The sequence below is a fragment of the Streptomyces sp. DSM 40868 genome (genome assembly GCF_011820545.1).
Lineage (GTDB): Bacteria > Actinomycetota > Actinomycetes > Streptomycetales > Streptomycetaceae > Streptomyces > Streptomyces eurythermus.
On sequence record NZ_CP050504.1, the window covers coordinates 6,437,213 to 6,454,947 of the forward strand.

The window sequence follows — 17,735 nt, forward strand, 5'->3', positions numbered from 1 at the left end:
CGGCGCCCGGTGACGGCCTCGGGGACGGGCAGGGCCCCGGAACCGGCGCAGGGGTTCCGGGGCCCGGTCAGGGAGTGAGCCGGGTGGGGCTCGGTGTCCGCGGCGGTCAGACGCGCCGCAGTACGGCGACGACCTTGCCCAGGATGGTCGCGTCGTCGCCGGGGATCGGCTCGTAGGCCGCGTTGTGGGGGAGGAGCCAGACGTGGCCGTCCTCGCGCTTGAAGCGCTTGACGGTGGCCTCGCCGTCGAGCATGGCGGCCACGATGTCGCCGTTCTCGGCGACCGGCTGACGGCGTACGGTGACCCAGTCGCCGTCGCAGATCGCGGCCTCGATCATGGAGTCGCCGACGACCTTGAGGACGAAGAGTTCGCCGTCACCGACGAGCTGGCGGGGGAGCGGGAAGACGTCCTCGACGGACTCCTCCGCGAGGATGGGGCCGCCGGCGGCGATGCGGCCGACGAGCGGAACGTACGACGCGGCGGGCTTGCCGGCGGTGTCCGTGGGCTGCACGGTGACCGTCTGGTCCGATCCGCGGACCTCGTAGGCGCGCGGGCGGTGGGGGTCGCGGCGCAGGAAGCCCTTGCGCTCCAGGGCCATCAGCTGGTGGGCGACGGAGGAGGTGCTGGAAAGGCCGACGGCCTGGCCGATCTCCCGCATCGACGGCGGGTAACCGCGCCTCTGCACGGAGTCCCTGATGACCTCGATCACCCGGCGCTGCCGGTCGGTGAGTCCGGAGCTGTCCGCCCGGATGCCTGGAGGTCGGCCCGGCAGGGAGCGCTTGTTTCCCTCGGGATTCGTGGCTTCGTTCATCGCGTGTACCGGCTCGACTCGGCCCTGGGAGCGGTCCTGGGCGGTGATGGTGGCACTGTCTGCGGTGGTGGTCACGGCGGCCCCTCTCGATGGTCTCCCTGCTGCACAACGGTAGTTGCTTTCGAAAGGTTGCGCCAAACACACGTTCGAGTGAAAAAGTGCGTTTCACCTGACGTGATCAGGTGGCCGGGTGTATAGCTGGCGCGACACTCGACGGACAAAAGCGCCCATTGTTGTACTCTTCACCGCTGGAGTCGCTCGCCTCGTGAGCGGCGTCCCCAGTCTGCCATCCGGAATATCGCACTCCGGTATCCGGGGCCCTTTCCGTGCGGGGAGTGCCCGTGTGTGCTCCCCGCGGCGCCCACCGTATCCCCGCGCGCCCGCGTGGCGCGCCCGCGCGGGCGCGTGTCTCCGCAGGTCGCCGCCGGCCCCCGGGGCGCCGTTCCGGTGCGACACGCGTGTCTGCCTTGGTGAATGAGTCAATCCCCACATGTAGTGGTTGGATGGCTACAGCGGCCCACAAGTTGTGGTCCCCCCGGTCGGAAACGGTTCTCCGATCGCCTATGCTTAGGGCTGCTTCGCGAGGCCTGTGTGTCCAGCGAGGCTGACGAGTCTGCTGTGAGGAGGGTTGGAGAACATGCACTGCCCCTTCTGCAGGCACCCCGACAGCCGCGTGGTCGACAGCCGTACGACCGACGACGGCACGTCCATCCGCAGGCGCCGCCAGTGCCCTGACTGCTCCCGTCGTTTCACGACCGTGGAGACGTGCTCGCTCATGGTGGTGAAGCGGTCCGGAGTCACCGAACCGTTCAGCCGCACCAAGGTCATCAACGGCGTGCGCAAGGCGTGCCAGGGACGGCCGGTCACCGAGGACGCGCTCGCCCAGCTCGGGCAGCGGGTCGAGGAGGCGGTGCGCGCTACCGGAAGTGCCGAGCTGACCACCCACGACGTGGGACTGGCCATACTCGGCCCCTTGCAGGAGCTGGACCTCGTCGCCTATCTGCGGTTCGCCTCCGTCTACCGGGCGTTCGACTCGCTCGAGGACTTCGAGGCCGCCATCGCGGAGCTGAGGGAGGCGACGCGCCCCGCCGCGGACGAGGAAGACGCCGGCGCGGGGAGCCAGGAAGACCATCGCGGGCCGGCCGGGACCACGCAGGTTCCCGAGCCCGCGCACGCCGCCGACTGACCGGCGGACCGGAATCCGGACGGAGAACCGGGTTCCGGCCGTACGGCGGCGAACGAAGACCTGTCACGGGCGGCGGCTGAGGACGCCCGCGACGCAAGACAGAACCATGTGCCCACGGGAACAACGGGGGCATTTCAGGGCGTTTTCGCCCGTAGGGAGGCGGCATGACAGAGACGGCGAGCGGTCCGGCACGAGGTTCCCGCGCCAAGGGAGCCAAGGGCACCAAGGGACTGCGCATCGAGCGCATCCACACCACCCCCGGCGTGCACCCGTACGACGAGGTGACGTGGGAGCGCCGTGACGTCGTCATGACCAACTGGCGCGACGGCTCGGTCAACTTCGAGCAGCGTGGCGTCGAGTTCCCCGACTTCTGGTCGGTGAACGCGGTCAACATCGTCACCAGCAAGTACTTCCGTGGTGCCGTAGGCACCCCGCAGCGCGAGACCAGCCTCAAGCAGCTGATCGACCGCATCGTGAAGACGTACCGGAAGGCCGGTGAGGACCACAAGTACTTCGCTTCGCCCGCCGACGCCGAGATCTTCGAGCACGAGCTGGCGTACGCCCTCCTGCACCAGATCTTCAGCTTCAACAGCCCCGTCTGGTTCAACGTCGGCACCAAGCAGCCCCAGCAGGTCTCGGCCTGCTTCATCCTGTCCGTCGACGACTCCATGGAGTCGATCCTCGACTGGTACAAGGAAGAGGGCATGATCTTCAAGGGCGGCTCCGGCGCCGGCCTGAACCTCTCCCGGATCCGCTCCTCCAAGGAACTGCTCTCCTCCGGCGGCAACGCCTCCGGCCCGGTCTCCTTCATGCGCGGCGCCGACGCCTCCGCCGGCACCATCAAGTCCGGCGGTGCCACCCGCCGCGCCGCCAAGATGGTCGTGCTCGACGTCGACCACCCCGACATCGAGGACTTCATCGAGACCAAGGTCAAGGAAGAGGAGAAGATCCGCGTCCTGCGCGACGCGGGCTTCGACATGGACCTGGGCGGCGACGACATCACGTCCGTCCAGTACCAGAACGCCAACAACTCGGTCCGCGTGAACGACGAGTTCATGAAGGCGGTCGAGGAGGGCGGCAAGTTCGGCCTGCGTGCCCGTATGACCGGTGAGGTCATCGAGGAGGTCGACGCCAAGGCGCTCTTCCGCAAGATCGCCGAGGCGGCCTGGGCCTGCGCGGACCCGGGTATCCAGTACGACGACACGATCAACAACTGGCACACCTGCCCCGAGTCCGGCCGGATCACCGCGTCGAACCCGTGCAGCGAGTACATGCACCTGGACAACACGTCCTGCAACCTGGCCTCGCTGAACCTGATGAAGTTCCTGAAGGACGACGGCAAGGGCAACCAGTCCTTCGAGACCGAGCGCTTCCAGAAGGTCGTCGAGCTGGTCATCACCGCGATGGACATCTCGATCTGCTTCGCGGACTTCCCGACCCAGAAGATCGGCGAGAACACCCGCGCCTTCCGCCAGCTCGGCATCGGCTACGCCAACCTCGGCGCCCTGCTGATGGCCACCGGCCACGCCTACGACTCCGACGGCGGCCGCGCCCTGGCCGGCGCCATCACCTCCCTGATGACGGGCACGGCCTACCGCCGCTCCGCCGAGCTGGCCGAGGTCGTCGGCACCTACGACGGCTACGCCCGCAACGCCGACGCCCACAAGCGCGTCATGAAGCAGCACTCCGACGCCAACGCCACCGCCGTGCGCATGGACGACCTGGACACCCCGGTCTGGGCCGCCGCCACGGAGGCCTGGCAGGACGTGCTGCGGCTCGGCGAGAAGAACGGTTTCCGTAACTCCCAGGCGTCCGTCCTCGCGCCGACCGGCACCATCGGTCTCGCGATGTCCTGCGACACCACCGGTGTCGAGCCCGACCTCGCGCTGGTGAAGTTCAAGAAGCTCGTCGGCGGCGGCTCGATGCAGATCGTCAACGGCACCGTCCCGCAGGCCCTGCGCCGCCTGGGTTACCAGGAGGAGCAGATCGAGGCGATCGTCGCCCACATCGCCGAGCACGGCAATGTGATCGACGCCCCCGGCCTCAAGCAGGAGCACTACGAGGTCTTCGACTGCGCCATGGGCGAGCGCGCCATCTCCCCGATGGGCCACGTCCGCATGATGGCCGCGATCCAGCCGTGGATCTCCGGCGCCATCTCCAAGACGGTCAACATGCCGGAGACGGCGACCGTCGAGGAGGTCGAGGAGATCTACTTCGAGGCCTGGAAGCTGGGCGTCAAGGCGCTCGCGATCTACCGCGACAACTGCAAGGTCGGCCAGCCTCTCTCCGCCAAGAAGAAGGACCCGGCGGACGAGAAGAAGGCCGAGGAGCCCGCGGCCGCCGAGCCCAAGGTCGAGAAGGTCGTCGAGTACCGTCCGGTCCGCAAGCGCCTCCCGAAGGGACGTCCCGGCATCACCACGTCCTTCACCGTCGGCGGCGCCGAGGGTTACATGACGGCCAACTCCTACCCGGACGACGGCCTGGGCGAGGTCTTCCTGAAGATGTCCAAGCAGGGCTCCACCCTCGCGGGCATGATGGACGCCTTCTCCATCGCCGTCTCCGTCGGCCTCCAGTACGGCGTGCCCCTGGAGACGTACGTCTCGAAGTTCACCAACATGCGCTTCGAGCCGGCTGGCATGACGGACGACCCGGACGTGCGGATGGCGCAGTCGATCGTCGACTACATCTTCCGCCGCCTGGCGCTGGACTTCCTGCCCTTCGAGACCCGCTCCGCGCTCGGCATCCACTCCGCCGAGGAGCGCCAGCGGCACCTGGAGACCGGCTCCTACGAGCCGGCCGAGGACGAGGTGGACGTCGAGGGCCTGGCCCAGTCGGCGCCGCGCGCCCAGGAGCTGAAGGCGGTCGCCACGCCGAAGGCCGAGTCCGAGGCGGCCAAGCCCGCCCCGAAGCAGGCCCACACCAGCGCCGAGCTGGTGGAGATGCAGCTGGGCATCCAGGCCGACGCGCCGCTGTGCTTCTCCTGCGGTACGAAGATGCAGCGGGCCGGCTCCTGCTACATCTGCGAGGGCTGCGGCTCGACCAGCGGCTGCAGCTGATGACACGCCGTTCGTGAAGTAAGGGGCGCTGGCTATGGCCGGCGCCCCTTACGCGTGGTGCGATGAGAATGTCAGGGCCGGTACGCCCGGCCCATGACCCGGGTGAAGGTCGCCGGATCCTCGTCGAAGCCGTGCAGTCCGGGGCGGAAGGTCCACTCACCGGAGTCGTCCCGGACGAACTCGGCGAGCGCGGCGGCCGTCGCCCCCGCCACCGAGCCGAAGTCGTCCTCGGCGAGCACGGTGTAGCCCTCACGGATGCGGAGGGCGGGACTCAGCACGTCGGCGAACGTCTTGCGTCCGTACCGCTGCTGGATGGCGGCGCCCACCACCACGCGCGCGTACCGGCCGTCGAGACGGTCCAGTTCGAGCGTCATGACCTCGTCCCAGCCGAACCCCTTGCCGTCCGTGCTGTCGCGGTTGAGGGTGATCGTGCCGTCCGGTGAGCGGCTGTCGAAGTGCACCAGATAGGCCGGATCCCCGTACGCCTCACAGGAGACGAAGGTCGCGGCGATGATGTCGAGATCGGTCGGCGAGTGACCCGCCGGACTGGGGTCCCACTTGAGCGCGACCTCGACCTTGCGGATTCCCTTGCTGAAGCCGGTCACCCAGGCTTCCCCCTTCCGCTGTGACTCGACCCCAACTTCCCTGCGGCCGGGGTTTGTTGTCCATCGTGCCATGTACCGGGGCGCGCACGCGCGGGCGATCTCCGCAAAGACGTGACCGACGCCACGTCCGGTGGCCGTACGATGGCGCGGTGCTGGTCAAGTGGATTCGCTGCACCGTGGTGGACCGCCGTGGTTTCGAGCGGGGGCAGCGGAAATGGGCGGGGCTTCCCGGGGAGCCGGGATTCCGGGGGCAGGGCGGGGGCTGGAGCCGGCAGCGGCCGGGGGTGGCGCACATCTTCGCCTTCTGGGAGAGCCGTGCCTTCTACGACTCCTTCATGGCCCGCTCCCACGACCGGCTGGCCGCCGCCCAGTCCGGCACCTTCAAGGACATCCAGGTCAAGCTGTTCGAGTACCGCTTCGATGTGAAGACCGGATTCGAGCCGCGCTTCACCGACGCCGATCTGATCCGGGTGGCCCTGTGCACGGTCCGCGAGGAGCGCGTGGAGCACTTCACGCTCATGCAGGAGAAGGTCTGGAACCCCGCCATGGCCGGCTCGCCCGGCATGATCCGCGGCATGTTCGCCGAGGCGCCCGGGCACGAGTTCCTGATCCTGTCGATGTGGCGCTCGGCGGCCGAGCACGGCAAGTACCGCACCGAGCGCGTGGAGCGCCTCGCCCTGCGCGCCCAGACCGAGGCGGACATCGCGGCGCTCTCCGGCGACATCGTGGACCTGGAGCCGTCCTGGACGGTTTGAAGCGTGTGTGCGTCCGAGGCGCGTGATGGTGTGAAAAGCAAACGCGGTAGCCGTGGGCGGTCCGGGACGCCGGATTCGTGTGACCTACGCCGTATGGAGCCCGTACGAGTGCTCGACGCGCCGCCGCACGCTCTAGGGTTTTCGTCATGGCACGACCACGGCGCATCGTCCTTGTCCGGCACGGCGAGTCAACGGGCAACGTCGACGACTCCGTGTACGAGCGCGAACCCGACCACGCCCTCGCGCTGACCGAGCGCGGCCGGCGGCAGGCGGAGGAGACCGGCGAACGGCTCCGCGAGCTGTTCGGCCGGGAGCGGGTCAGCGTGTACGTCTCCCCGTACCGCCGTACCCACGAGACACTCCGCGCCTTCCACCTCGACCCCGGTCTGATACGCGTCCGGGAGGAGCCCCGGCTGCGCGAGCAGGACTGGGGCAACTGGCAGGACCGCGACGACGTGCGCCTGCAGAAGGCGTACCGGGACGCGTACGGGCACTTCTTCTTCCGGTTCCCGCAGGGCGAGTCCGGCGCGGACGTGTACGACCGGGTCGGCGGCTTCCTGGAGAGCCTGTTCCGCAGCTTCGAGGCCCCCGACCACCCTCCGAACGTCCTCCTGGTGACCCACGGGCTCGCCATGCGGCTGTTCTGCATGCGCTGGTTCCACTGGACGGTCGCGGAATTCGAGTCCCTGGCCAATCCGGGGAACGCGGAGATGCGGATGCTCGTTCTCGGGGAGGACGGCAAGTACACACTCGACCGGCCCTTCGAACGCTGGCGCGAGCCGGTGCCGCAGTGGGTCACCGGATAAAGTGGCAGGGCGATGACCGCTGACTCCTCTTCCCCCGGGCGCCTGGAGCGCGCCCTGACGAGCCTGCGCGGGCTGGCCGTGGGGGACGCGCTGGGCTCCCAGTTCTTCGTCCCCGCGCACTACCCCCTGCTCAAGCGCCGGGAGCTGCCCGCGGGGCCCTGGCAGTGGACGGACGACACCGAGATGGCCTGCTCGGTGGTCGCCGTCCTCGCCACCCACCAGCGCATCGACCAGGACGCGCTCGCCCGCTCCTTCGCCGAGCACCACGACTTCGACCGGGGCTACGGCCCCGCGGTCAACCGGCTGCTGCGCCTGGTCCGGGAGGGCGAGGACTGGCGCCGGCTGGCCGCCGGGCTCTTCAACGGCCAGGGGTCCTGGGGCAACGGCGCGGCGATGCGGATCGCACCCCTGGGCGCGTGGTACGCGGACGATCCCGAGCAGGCGACCCACCAGGCGGAGATCTCGGCCTACACCACCCACCAGCACCGGGAGGCCGTGGTCGGCGCCATGGCCGTGGCCGCCGCGGCCGCCTTCGCCGGCTCCCCGGACGGCCCGCCCGCCCCCGAGGCCCTGCTCGACGGCGTCATCGCGCTCGTACCGAAGAGCGCGGTCGGCCAGGGCCTCCGCCGGGCCCGGGACATGCTCGACTACGACGACGCGGTCACCGTGGCGGCCGTCCTGGGCTGCGGACGCCGTACGACCGCCCATGACACCGTCCCCTTCGCCCTCTGGTCCGCCGCTCGCTCCCTCGGCGATTTCCCGTCGGCGTTCTGGACCACCGCCCAGGTCGGCGGGGACGTGGACACCACCTGCGCGATCGTGGGCGGGGTGCTCGCCGCGGCCAAGGCGGGGACACCGCCCGCCGAGTGGGTCGAGCGCACCGAGGCCCTGCCGGACTGGGTGCCCACAAGCGCCTGACGCCCGTCGTCGCCACGTGAGCCCGGCCGGCCCGGCAGTGTCGAAACTCTGCGTTTCCGATGGGAACTCTCCGTGACCATCGCTCGTTGTCCCGATATCCGCTGCCTGCCCGTTGTGTCCGGGGCGGGTGTCGGGCGGGGCCGCGAGCGTGAGGGGACGGAGGGGAGGAGAGATGCCATTCGGTGCGCGGGTGCCGCCGGAGCGGGGCTGCGGACCGGCTCGGGCGCTGCTTTCCGCCGTGCTCCGGGCCCTGCTCCTGGTCCTTGTGCGCGCTCTGCCGGGCGTGGTGCGGCCGGCCGGAGCTCCGCGAGGGCCGTCTGTCGCCCGGCAGGGGCCCGGCCGGCCGCGGCACCGCGCGGCGCGTCCCGGTTCAGCCCAGGTGCGGGCCCGCCGTGCCCGCGAGGGAGTCGAGGTCGCTCTTGCGGACCCTCAGCACCAGCCAGGCGGTGACGAAGGCGAGCACGGCCATCGCGGCGGCCGGGATGAAGGCCGTGGAGATGCCGTGGGCGAGCACCTCGTTCCCCCAGGGCGCGGGCATCTGGTGCGTCTTGGCGAACTCCGCCTTCTGCTCCGGCGAGGCACCGGCGAGGAACCGGGGCAGCTGCTTCTTCCCCTCGTCGGTCGCGGCCGACCCGAAGACGGTCGTCAGGATGGACAGCCCGAGCGAACCACCGACCTGCTGCATGGCGTTGAGCAGCCCGGAAGCGGCGCCCGCCTCGTGCGGGGCCACACCGGCCACGGCGGTGACGGTGGCCGTCACGAAGGTCAGGCCCATACCGAAGCCGAACACCAGCATCGGTCCCAGCACCCCGCCCACGTAGGTGCTGTCGGGCTCGATGAAGGTCTGCCAGCCCAGCCCGACCGCCACCAGCGCGGCGCCGGTCATCATGAACGGCTTGGGGCCGAGCACCGGAAGGAAGCGCTGCGACAATCCCGCCCCGATCGCGATCGCGGCCGTCACGGGAAGGAACGCGATACCGGCCCTGATGGCGCTGTAGCCGAGCACGTTCTGGACGAACAGCACGATGTAGAAGAACATGCCGAACATCGCCGCGGCCAGGCTCAGCATGATCACGTACGTGCCCCAGCGGTTGCGGTCCGTGAACATCCGCAGCGGGGTGATCGGCTCCTTCGCCCGTGTCTCGATGAAGACGAAGGCGAGCAGCAGCACCACGGACGCGGCGAAGGACCCGATCGTGAGCCCGTCCCGCCAGCCGTCCTCCGCGGCGCGGATGAACCCGTACACCAGCGAGGCCATGCCGACCGTGGAGGTGAGCGCGCCGGCGAGGTCGAAGCGGCCCGGGTGGCGCTCGGACTCGTTGATGTACAGCGGCGCGAGCGACGCGATCAGCACGCCGATCGGCACGTTGACGAACAGCACCCACCGCCAGTCGAGCCAGTCGGTGAGCATGCCGCCCGCCAGCAGGCCGATGGCACCGCCGCCCGCGGAAACGGCGGCGAAAACACCGAAGGCCCGGTTGCGTTCCGGGCCTTCGGGGAAGGTGGTCGTTATCAGCGCCAGCGCCGTGGGGGACGCTATCGCGCCGCCCACGCCCTGGAGGGCTCGCGCGGCCAGCAGCTGCCAGGGCTCCTGGGCCAGGCCGCCCAGCAGCGAGGCGAAGGTGAACAGCAGGATGCCGGTCATGAACACCCGGCGGCGGCCGAGGATGTCACCGGCCCGCGCACCGAGCAGCAGCAGGCCGCCGAAGGTGAGCGTGTAGGCGCTGACCACCCATGTCAGATCGGTCGTGCTGAAGCTGAGCGCTTCTTGAATGTGCGGGAGCGCGATATTCACAATCGTCGCGTCGAGTACCACCATGAGCTGGCTGGCCGCGATGACGGTGAGTGCGATGCCGGGATGCCCTCCCCGACGGGCCGCGCCCGTTCTCTGATCGTCCGTGAGAAGCTGAGAGGTCGTCACTATGGGTCCCCCATACAGGCTTTAGTGAACGCTCGCGTTCACTGTCGTGCCCACCGTAGTGAGTCCCCGACAGTGAACGCAAGCGTTCACTTAAGCGCGCGCCGCGCCCGCGTCCCCCGTTGCTGCGGCGTGGCGTCACTCCCCCGGAATCACCGCTCACCTCGTATGCAGGAGAAACACAGATGGTTACCTCGCGCTGTACGGCCGCGGCCGCCGGAACGGCTTCCCCCCGCCGGCGCGGTGCGGTACTGGAGCGGGCGATCCTCGACGCCGCCCTGGAGCAGCTCAGCACGGTCGGCTGGAAGGGGCTCACCATGGAAGGCGTCGCGGCCGGCGCCCACACCGGCAAGGCGGCGGTCTACCGCCGCTGGCCCTCCAAGGAGGACCTGGTCGCGGACGCCCTGGTGACCGGACTGCCCCGGGTGGAGCGGGCACCGGACCTGGGCAGCGTGCGCGAGGACCTGCTCACCCTGTGCCGGCAGGTCCGGCAGATCATGTACTCGCGGCCCGGCACCGCTCTGCGCTCGGTCATTCACGAATGCGATCAGGCGCAGGCGGAGCGCTTCGAGGGGGTGATCCTCGGAAGTGTGGTCGAGCCGACCGTCAAGCTGGTGCGCGAGGTCATCGTCCGTGGAATAGAGCGGGGAGAGGTCCGGGAGGACGCGGCCAACAGCTATGTCTTCGACGCCATCCCGGCCATGATGATGTACCGCTCCAAGGTGTGCGCCAGTGAATGGAACGACCAGGATCTCGAAGGAATGGTCGACCGGCTGATGCTTCCGCTGCTGCGGCCCTACGGCGCCTGACGCCCCCTTCCGGCGCCCTTCGCGGCCCTCGGGAGACCGGGGTGTCGCGCGTCCGTCCCGGCGGCGTACGCTAAGGGCGCCATGCCGTACGAACCACCTACCCACACCGTCGAGCGCTCCCTGCGCGCCACGACCGGGGCGAAGGTCATTGCCGGTGTCGACGAGGTGGGACGCGGCGCCTGGGCCGGTCCCGTCACGGTCTGCGCGGCGATCACCGGACTGCGCCGCCCGCCCGAGGGCCTGACCGACTCCAAACTGCTCACGCTCAAGCGCCGTACGGAACTCGCAGAAATTCTGCGGTCATGGGTGACGGCCTACGCGCTGGGGCATGCTTCCCCCGAGGAGATCGACGACCTGGGGATGACGGCCGCGCTGCGGCTGGCCGCGGTCCGTGCCCTGGATGCCCTGCCGGTCCGCCCCGACGCCGTGATCCTCGACGGGAAGCACGACTACCTCGGCGCTCCCTGGAAGGTCCGCACGGTGATCAAGGGCGATCAGTCGTGTGTGGCCGTGGCGGCGGCGTCGGTGATCGCCAAGGTTCAGCGCGACAAAATGATGGCCGAACTGGGTGTCGACCATGCAGACTTCGGATTTGCGGACAACGCCGGGTATCCGTCGCCCGTGCACAAGGCCGCACTGGCGGAGCGGGGGCCCACCCCGCACCACCGTTTGTCGTGGGCGTATCTTGATGCGTTGCCTCAGTGGCGGCACCTCAAGAAGGTCCGCAACTGGGCGGACGGAAGCGTTCCGGAAATTGCGGGTCAGCTCGGCTTCGATTTCTGACGGTTCCGATCGCACTGATGTGCCACCCGGTCATCCGCGCCGCACCAACGTTTGATAAAAATCAGCTCATGCCTCTCATTCCCGAGGAGCCTCAGATTCACGAGAGTGCCCAGGGTCCCCGCGCCACGCCGGCCAGCGGCCGCACCGCGCCGACCCCCCGCCCCGTACCCGGCCCCCGCCCCGCGGCTCCGTCCCGCCCCGGTCGTCCCGGCCCTCTGCGGCCCACGCCGCCGGCGCAGCGCACACCGCGAGACGCGGCTCCGGCCAAGCCCGGTCCTTCCGGACCGGCCGCTCCCGCCGCCGCGGCGAGCCCGCAGATCCAGTTGATCCCGGCTTCGGCCGAGGGTGCGCTCGACGCCGCCGAGGAGGCGGTGGACCTGCTCCTGGACTCCGGCCGCGCCCCCGGCGACGTGCTCGTGCTCACCACCGGTGCCCAGCACCCGTGGGCCGAACACGAACTGTCCTTCGGCGAAGCGTCCTACTGGGCGCAGCACGACGCCGGTGACGACGTCTTCTACGCGGATGCCGCCGTCGCCTCCCGCGCCGCCACCCGCCCGGTGGTCGTCGTGGCCGTCAACGGAGGCCCCGCCTCCGCCGCGGCCACCGCCCTCCCGCTGGCCCACTCCCGTGCCGGTGCCCTGCTGATCGTCTGCGGCGACCCGCAGCAGATCAACTCGGTGCTGGGCGCCGGCGTCTGAGTCGCGTCGGCACCTCGGGACACCGGGGGGCCGAAGGAGCCGCTCCGGCGGAATCCGCACGGTGCGGCTTTTGGCGTGCCCGGACGACGGGCCTGATGCGTCCGGACGACTCTCCACGGCCATGACGCCGCCGGGTCCGTTGCCCTGGGAAGGCCCGGGAGCGCTGGCCGTCGTCGTGCCGGGGGAGTGATCCGGGCCGCCCGGGTGACGGGTGGCGCCGCCTGCCGGGCCGGACAGGCGCCCACGGGTGGTGTGGCCCGCACCGCCGACGGCCGTCTCCGAGGCGTAGCAGGAGGCGGTCCCCGCAGGTCACCGGCGCACCAGGGGCAGACCCCGCAGGTCACCCAGGGCTCTCCGCAGGGGTCCGGAAGGCGAGTCCGCCGGTGCTCCTCCGGACCGCTCTGCGCGCGCAGCGGTCGGGCCCGGCCGTCGCACGCGGGCCGGATGCGCCGTGGGAGCCACCGGTCGGTCGCGCGAGTCGTCGTACCGTCCGTGGCGCGCCGGTCAGCGAGCCGCCGCCCGGCTCAGCACCTCGGAGACCGGGCCGCCGGTGCGTGGTGCGAGCGGCGGGGCTTCGGACGTGGCGAACGGCTCCGGGGCCGAGTGCGCGTTCGGCCGGCGCCCTCCGCGTCCCTCGCCGAGCACCTGCCAGCCGTCGTGGGTCAGCGTGATGTACGCGCCGCAGCGCAGCCCGTGCAGGGTGCAGGCATCGCGCAGTCCCCACATCCAGGCGCCGTCCTCCTCGGTCCAACGTGCGTCGCCCTCACGGCAGTAGAGCAGGACGGCCGTGCGCACAGGGGTGCGGCGGCGCAGGTCGTGCGGAATCACCCGGCGCAGCTGGGCCAGCAGCGCGTTGCGGAGCATCCAGCCGTCGGCCGGCGTCGCACGGCGCGTGAACGAGGCGCTCGCCCGCAACCGCTCGTCCGGGTCGAGCACCGCCACGACCGCCGTGAGCGGCTTCGGGTGGTGGCGGGAGTGCAGACCGCTGACGATCTCACGAGGGTTGCGCAGCAAAGGGATTCCGGCGGCGGCCCACTCCGCGGGCTCGAGCAGGCGACTGGCGGAGGCGTCGGACGCCGGCGTCGACAACGAGGCCGCCGAGGACGATGCGAATCCGAAGGTCACGTTCCTCCCTTCGGCTACGCGCCCACACTGCGGGCGAGGTCGGATTCGGGGGAGCGCGCGCCGCAGCGGAGCCCAACCGGATCACGGGTGAGTCGTGCGGGTAGCGGACCTCAATTCTTCCTGTCGAACTTGGTTGCGGCAACGAGCAATTGGCGCCGCCGAGTGTTATCTGCTAGTGCGTGGCTTATATCCCTCCTACCCACAGGGTGGACCCTCGACGCCTGTGCCCTCCGCGATCCCGCCCGGCGGGCCGCCGCGAACGGCGCGCGGCAGCCCGGAACAGCGGTGACGCCGCACTCATCCCTGGACCGCGAGAACCAGTGGCAACACGCCACGCGCCCCGGACCTGCGCAGCAGACGCGCCGCCATGGCCAGGGTCCAGCCCGTCTCCGTGAAGTCGTCGACCAGGAGGACCGGTCCGTCGGCCGCGGCGAGTGCCGACGCCAGGGCGGGTGGCACCGTCAACGCCCCGTCGAGCGCTTTCAGCCGCTGCGCGCTGTTGCTGCGGGGCATCCGGGGCGTGTCCCCCGCGTATTCCACCGAGCCGAGCAGGGGCAGCCTGCCGACCTCGGCGATGCGGGCGCCCAGGGAGTGGATCAGATGGGGCCGGCTGCGCGAGGCCATGGTGACCACGCCCACCGGCCGGGCCGGGGCGTCGGACGCACCGGAGGCCCAGCCGCCGGGACCGCGGGCCCAGTCGGCCAGCACGCCGACCACGGCCTGCGCCACGTCGTCCGGCACCGTCGCGTCCGGTGCCTGCGGCGCGAACAGGGGACGCAGCCGGTTGCCCCAGCCGATGTCCGACAGCCGTCCCAGAGCCCTCCCCGGCGCGGCCTGTTCCCCTGCCGGGATACGGCCCTTGAGATTGATGCCGATGGCCGGGAGCCCGGTCGGCCACATGCGCCGGGGCTCCACCTCCACCCCGGCGCGGCCCAGGTCGCTCCGCGCGGCGTCCAGCGCCGCCGGGGACAGGTCGGAGGTGAAGCGCGGCCCCGCGCAGTTGTCGCAGCGGCCGCATGGTTTGGCGCCCTCGTCGTCCAGCTGGCGCTGGAGGAATTCCATCCGGCACTCGGTCGTGGCGGCGTACTCGCGCATCGCCTGCTGTTCGGCCGCGCGCTGCCGGGCCACCCACGCGTAGCGCTCCGCGTCGTACGACCAGGGCTGTCCAGTGGCCGTCCAGCCGCCCTTGACCCGTCGCACCGCGCCGTCCACGTCGAGGACCTTCAGCATGGTCTCCAGGCGGGAACGGCGCAGCTCCACCAGCGGTTCCAGGGCGGGCAGCGACAGGGGGCCGTCCGCCCGGGCGAGCACGTCGAGGGTGCGCCGGACCAGATCTTCGGAGGGAAAGGCCAGCGAGGAGAAGTACTCCCAGATCGCCTCGTCCTCCTTGCCCGGCAGCAGCAGCACCTCGGCGTGGGCGACGCCGCGGCCGGCCCTGCCGACCTGCTGGTAGTAGGCGATGGGGGAGGAGGGCGAGCCGAGATGGACGACGAAACCGAGATCCGGTTTGTCGAAGCCCATGCCGAGCGCCGAGGTGGCCACCAGGGCCTTGACGCGGTTGGCGAGCAGGTCCTCCTCCGCCTGCTGCCGGTCGGCGTTCTCCGTCTTGCCCGTGTAGGAGGCGACGGTGTGTCCGCGGTGCCGCAGAAAGGCGGTGACCTCCTCGGCGGCGGCGACGGTGAGGGTGTAGACGATGCCGGAGCCCGGCAGGTCGTCGAGGTGGTCGGCGAGCCAGGCCATCCGGTGCGCGGCATCCGGCAGCCGCAGCACACCGAGGCTCAGACTCTCCCGGTCCAGCGGTCCGCGCAGCACCAGCGCGTCCATCGTGCCGCCCGTGCCGAGCTGCTCGGCGACGTCGGCGGTCACCCGGGCGTTGGCCGTGGCCGTGGTGGCCAGCACCGGGACGCCGGACGGCAGGTCGCCGAGCATGGTGCGCAGCCGGCGGTAGTCGGGGCGGAAGTCATGACCCCAGTCGGAGATGCAGTGGGCCTCGTCCACCACGAGCAGACCGGTCGCGGCGGACAGCTTGGGCAGGACCTGGTCGCGGAAGTCGGGATTGTTCAGCCGCTCCGGCGACACCAGCAGCACATCGACCTCGCCCGCCGCGATCTCGGCCTGGACGGCGTCCCACTCCTCGGTGTTGGCCGAGTTGATAGTCCGGGCGTGGATACCGGCCCGGGCCGCGGCCTCCACCTGGTTGCGCATGAGCGCGAGCAACGGCGAGACGATCACCGTGGGGCCGCTTCCTCTGGCCCGCAGCAGCGAGGTCGCGACGAAGTACACCGCGGACTTGCCCCAGCCCGTGCGCTGTACGACCAGGGCCCGGCGCCGGTCGGCGACCAGCGCCTCGATCGCCCGCCACTGGTCCTCGCGCAGCCGGGCGGCGCCCGTCGCGTCCCCGACGAGCCGGGCGAGAACGGCATCGGCCTCTGCCCGGAGATCCGCGTTGCTCGTGTGTTCCATGCGTTCCATACAACAGGACCGCACCGACAACCGGGCGGCCCCGGGCCGAGTCTGTGGACAACCAGGACAGCGGGATGCCCTGTCGTGTCCCTGATCAGAGTTATCCACAGGCCCCTAAGCGGAATCTTGGAATCCGCGAGATTGTCGGCGCATGACGAATCACAGCGAAACCGCAGGACCCTTCGGAAACGACGACATCTCCGGGCACGACCCGTCGGCCGGACCGGCCGACCACACCGCGCAGGTCACCCTGCGCACGCCCGCCGAACTGGCCGACGCCCTCCCCTACCTGCTCGGCTACCGCCCCGAGGACAGCATGGTGCTCGTCGCCCTGCACGACCGGGGAGGCTGCGGCAGGTTCGGCGGCCGGGCCCGGCTCGGCATCCCGGCGAACGAGGAGGACTGGGAGGCCGCCGCCCGGCAGCTGGCCCGCGGACTGGTGGCAGGCAGCGAGCGGCGCGGCGCCCGGCCCGAGGGCATGGTGGCCTACGTCTGCCAGGAGCCGGGCCCCGGCGAGTCCGGCCGGGAGGTCAAGCAACGGCTGACGAGGCTAGCCCAGCTGATGCGCACCGAGTGCGGAAGCCTGGACGTGCCCGTCGTCGAGGCCCTGTGCGTCTCGGACGGGCGTTTCTGGTCGTACTGCTGCCCGGTCAAGGGCTGCTGCCCCGAGGACGGCTCGCCGATGGGCCTGCCCGGCACCTCCGTACTCGCCGCGGCGGCCACCTACGCCGGCCTCCAGGTGCGCGGCACACTGAAAGAACTTCGCGCCAGGCTGCAACCCTGGGAGTCCGCGGTGGCGCTGGACCAGGAGATCGCCCTCGACGCGGCGGGCATGAGCCTGGTGCCCCGCATCCTGGACGAGACGACCCGCGAGGAGGTGGCGCAGGAGACCCTCGTCCTCGCCGAGCGGATCATCCGCCGCTTCGCCGCGGCGGCACCGGTCTCCGGCACCCATCCGGCGGATGTCCGCGACGACGGCCTCCTCGATGCCGACGAGGCGGCGACCCTCGTCCTCGGACTCCAGGACCGCACGACCCGCGACCGGGCCGCCGCCTGGATGGAAGGGGACGTCGCGGGCCCGGCCCTGCGGCTCTGGCGCGCCCTGGCCCGCCGCTGCGTCGGCCCCTACAGCGAGCACGCCGCCGCACCGCTGACCCTGGCGGGCTGGGTCGCCTGGTCCACGGGCGACGAACTGGAGGCGCGCGAGGCACTGGCCATGGCACTGGGCGCGGATCCCGACTACCTCTTCGCCCGCCTGCTGCACCAGGCCTGCAACGAAGGACTCGACCCGGAAGCGGTCCGCCGCTGCCTGCGCGCCCAGGACACGCAGAAAACGCAGGACATCCAGCCCACACCGGTGCGGCAATCGAACCCGGCACCGCGGCAGGCGCCCGTCGAGAGCACGCAGAACGCGGTCCCGGCACCCCGCACCCCGGCGGACGGCCCGGCTCCAGGGCCCCGGCCGGGCGGGCAACGCAGGCGTCGCACGCGGAGCGCGGACGGTGACGACCACCGTCCCACAGCCCGGACCAAGGCAGACCGCCGTAGGCCGGCCGGCTCCCGCCCCCGGTCGACCCCGCCCGGAGCCGCCCGGCCAGGCCTTCGGGAAGCGAGCACCAGGCGCACGCGTACCACCGGCCCCGGCGACACCACGACCGGCGGTGCGCCGTCGGAGGGCGGAGGCCCGCGGACCGAGGGCGACGGATGAGCACCCGCCGGTCCGCGCCCGGACGGGCAGCGTCCCTGGCCGCGACGGCCGTGGAAACCGATCCGGGCCGTGCCCGCCGGCCGGCGACCCGCGG

At 71.1% G+C, this 17,735-nt stretch carries 14 protein-coding genes; 9 read left to right on the forward strand and 5 right to left on the reverse strand.

Features of this window, described 5'->3' with window-relative positions; genetic code table 11:
• Positions 1 to 106 precede the first annotated feature (106 nt).
• Complete coding sequence (lexA, locus tag HB370_RS29320; RefSeq protein WP_030785435.1) at positions 107 to 886, reverse strand: transcriptional repressor LexA; 780 nt, start codon at positions 884 to 886, stop codon at positions 107 to 109.
• 562 nt (positions 887 to 1,448) lie between these two features.
• Between lexA and nrdR the strand changes: the two genes are divergently transcribed.
• The gene (gene nrdR / locus HB370_RS29325; RefSeq protein ID WP_030785431.1) at positions 1,449 to 1,997 is read left to right on the forward strand and encodes a transcriptional regulator NrdR; all 549 of its coding nucleotides are present in this window, start codon (positions 1,449 to 1,451) and stop codon (positions 1,995 to 1,997) included.
• A 164-nt stretch (positions 1,998 to 2,161) separates the two neighbouring features.
• Positions 2,162 to 5,053, forward strand: coding sequence for a vitamin B12-dependent ribonucleotide reductase (locus tag HB370_RS29330; protein WP_030785429.1), 2,892 nt, complete (start codon positions 2,162 to 2,164; stop codon positions 5,051 to 5,053).
• 71 nt (positions 5,054 to 5,124) lie between these two features.
• Here HB370_RS29330 and HB370_RS29335 read toward each other — a convergent pair whose 3' ends face one another.
• Positions 5,125 to 5,658 carry a TerD family protein gene (locus HB370_RS29335; protein WP_030785427.1) on the reverse strand — a complete coding sequence of 178 codons (534 nt, stop codon included), beginning with the start codon at positions 5,656 to 5,658 and terminating at the stop codon, positions 5,125 to 5,127.
• Between the two features lie 149 nt (positions 5,659 to 5,807).
• On the opposite strand from HB370_RS29335, the gene HB370_RS29340 reads away from it, so the two are divergent.
• The 3 genes from HB370_RS29340 to HB370_RS29350 all read left to right on the forward strand — a co-directional run bounded on the left by HB370_RS29340 (position 5,808) and on the right by HB370_RS29350 (position 8,137).
• Positions 5,808 to 6,413: a YdbC family protein gene (locus tag HB370_RS29340; protein ID WP_030785424.1), complete on the forward strand. Its 606-nt coding sequence runs from the start codon at positions 5,808 to 5,810 to the stop codon at positions 6,411 to 6,413.
• A gap of 146 nt (positions 6,414 to 6,559) precedes the next feature.
• A complete protein-coding gene (locus HB370_RS29345; protein ID WP_030785422.1) occupies positions 6,560 to 7,219 on the forward strand; it encodes a histidine phosphatase family protein in 660 nt (219 codons plus the stop codon).
• Between the two features lie 12 nt (positions 7,220 to 7,231).
• On the forward strand, positions 7,232 to 8,137 hold the full coding sequence (locus HB370_RS29350; protein ID WP_030785419.1) for an ADP-ribosylglycohydrolase family protein: 906 nt from the start codon (positions 7,232 to 7,234) through the stop codon (positions 8,135 to 8,137).
• A 370-nt stretch (positions 8,138 to 8,507) separates the two neighbouring features.
• On the opposite strand, the gene HB370_RS29355 is transcribed toward HB370_RS29350, so the two are convergent.
• Positions 8,508 to 10,058: an MFS transporter gene (locus HB370_RS29355; protein WP_030785410.1), complete on the reverse strand. Its 1,551-nt coding sequence runs from the start codon at positions 10,056 to 10,058 to the stop codon at positions 8,508 to 8,510.
• Between the two features lie 182 nt (positions 10,059 to 10,240).
• Between HB370_RS29355 and HB370_RS29360 the strand changes: the two genes are divergently transcribed.
• The 3 genes from HB370_RS29360 (at position 10,241) to HB370_RS29370 (ending at position 12,345) form a co-directional block, all read left to right on the forward strand.
• On the forward strand, positions 10,241 to 10,864 hold the full coding sequence (locus HB370_RS29360) for a TetR/AcrR family transcriptional regulator (RefSeq protein WP_030785408.1): 624 nt from the start codon (positions 10,241 to 10,243) through the stop codon (positions 10,862 to 10,864).
• 81 nt (positions 10,865 to 10,945) lie between these two features.
• Positions 10,946 to 11,647 carry a ribonuclease HII gene (locus tag HB370_RS29365; protein ID WP_030785405.1) on the forward strand — a complete coding sequence of 234 codons (702 nt, stop codon included), beginning with the start codon at positions 10,946 to 10,948 and terminating at the stop codon, positions 11,645 to 11,647.
• A gap of 68 nt (positions 11,648 to 11,715) precedes the next feature.
• The gene (locus HB370_RS29370) at positions 11,716 to 12,345 is read left to right on the forward strand and encodes a hypothetical protein (RefSeq protein WP_106980693.1); all 630 of its coding nucleotides are present in this window, start codon (positions 11,716 to 11,718) and stop codon (positions 12,343 to 12,345) included.
• A 504-nt stretch (positions 12,346 to 12,849) separates the two neighbouring features.
• Here HB370_RS29370 and HB370_RS29375 read toward each other — a convergent pair.
• Together HB370_RS29375 and HB370_RS29380 are read right to left on the reverse strand one after the other, a co-directional pair.
• On the reverse strand, positions 12,850 to 13,470 hold the full coding sequence (locus tag HB370_RS29375; RefSeq protein WP_030785401.1) for a hypothetical protein: 621 nt from the start codon (positions 13,468 to 13,470) through the stop codon (positions 12,850 to 12,852).
• Positions 13,471 to 13,767: 297 nt separating this feature from the next.
• On the reverse strand, positions 13,768 to 15,933 hold the full coding sequence (locus HB370_RS29380) for a RecQ family ATP-dependent DNA helicase (RefSeq protein WP_030785399.1): 2,166 nt from the start codon (positions 15,931 to 15,933) through the stop codon (positions 13,768 to 13,770).
• Positions 15,934 to 16,084: 151 nt separating this feature from the next.
• Between HB370_RS29380 and HB370_RS29385 the strand changes: the two genes are divergently transcribed.
• On the forward strand, positions 16,085 to 17,641 hold the full coding sequence (locus HB370_RS29385) for a DUF4192 family protein (protein ID WP_030785396.1): 1,557 nt from the start codon (positions 16,085 to 16,087) through the stop codon (positions 17,639 to 17,641).
• Positions 17,642 to 17,735: the final 94 nt, after the last annotated feature.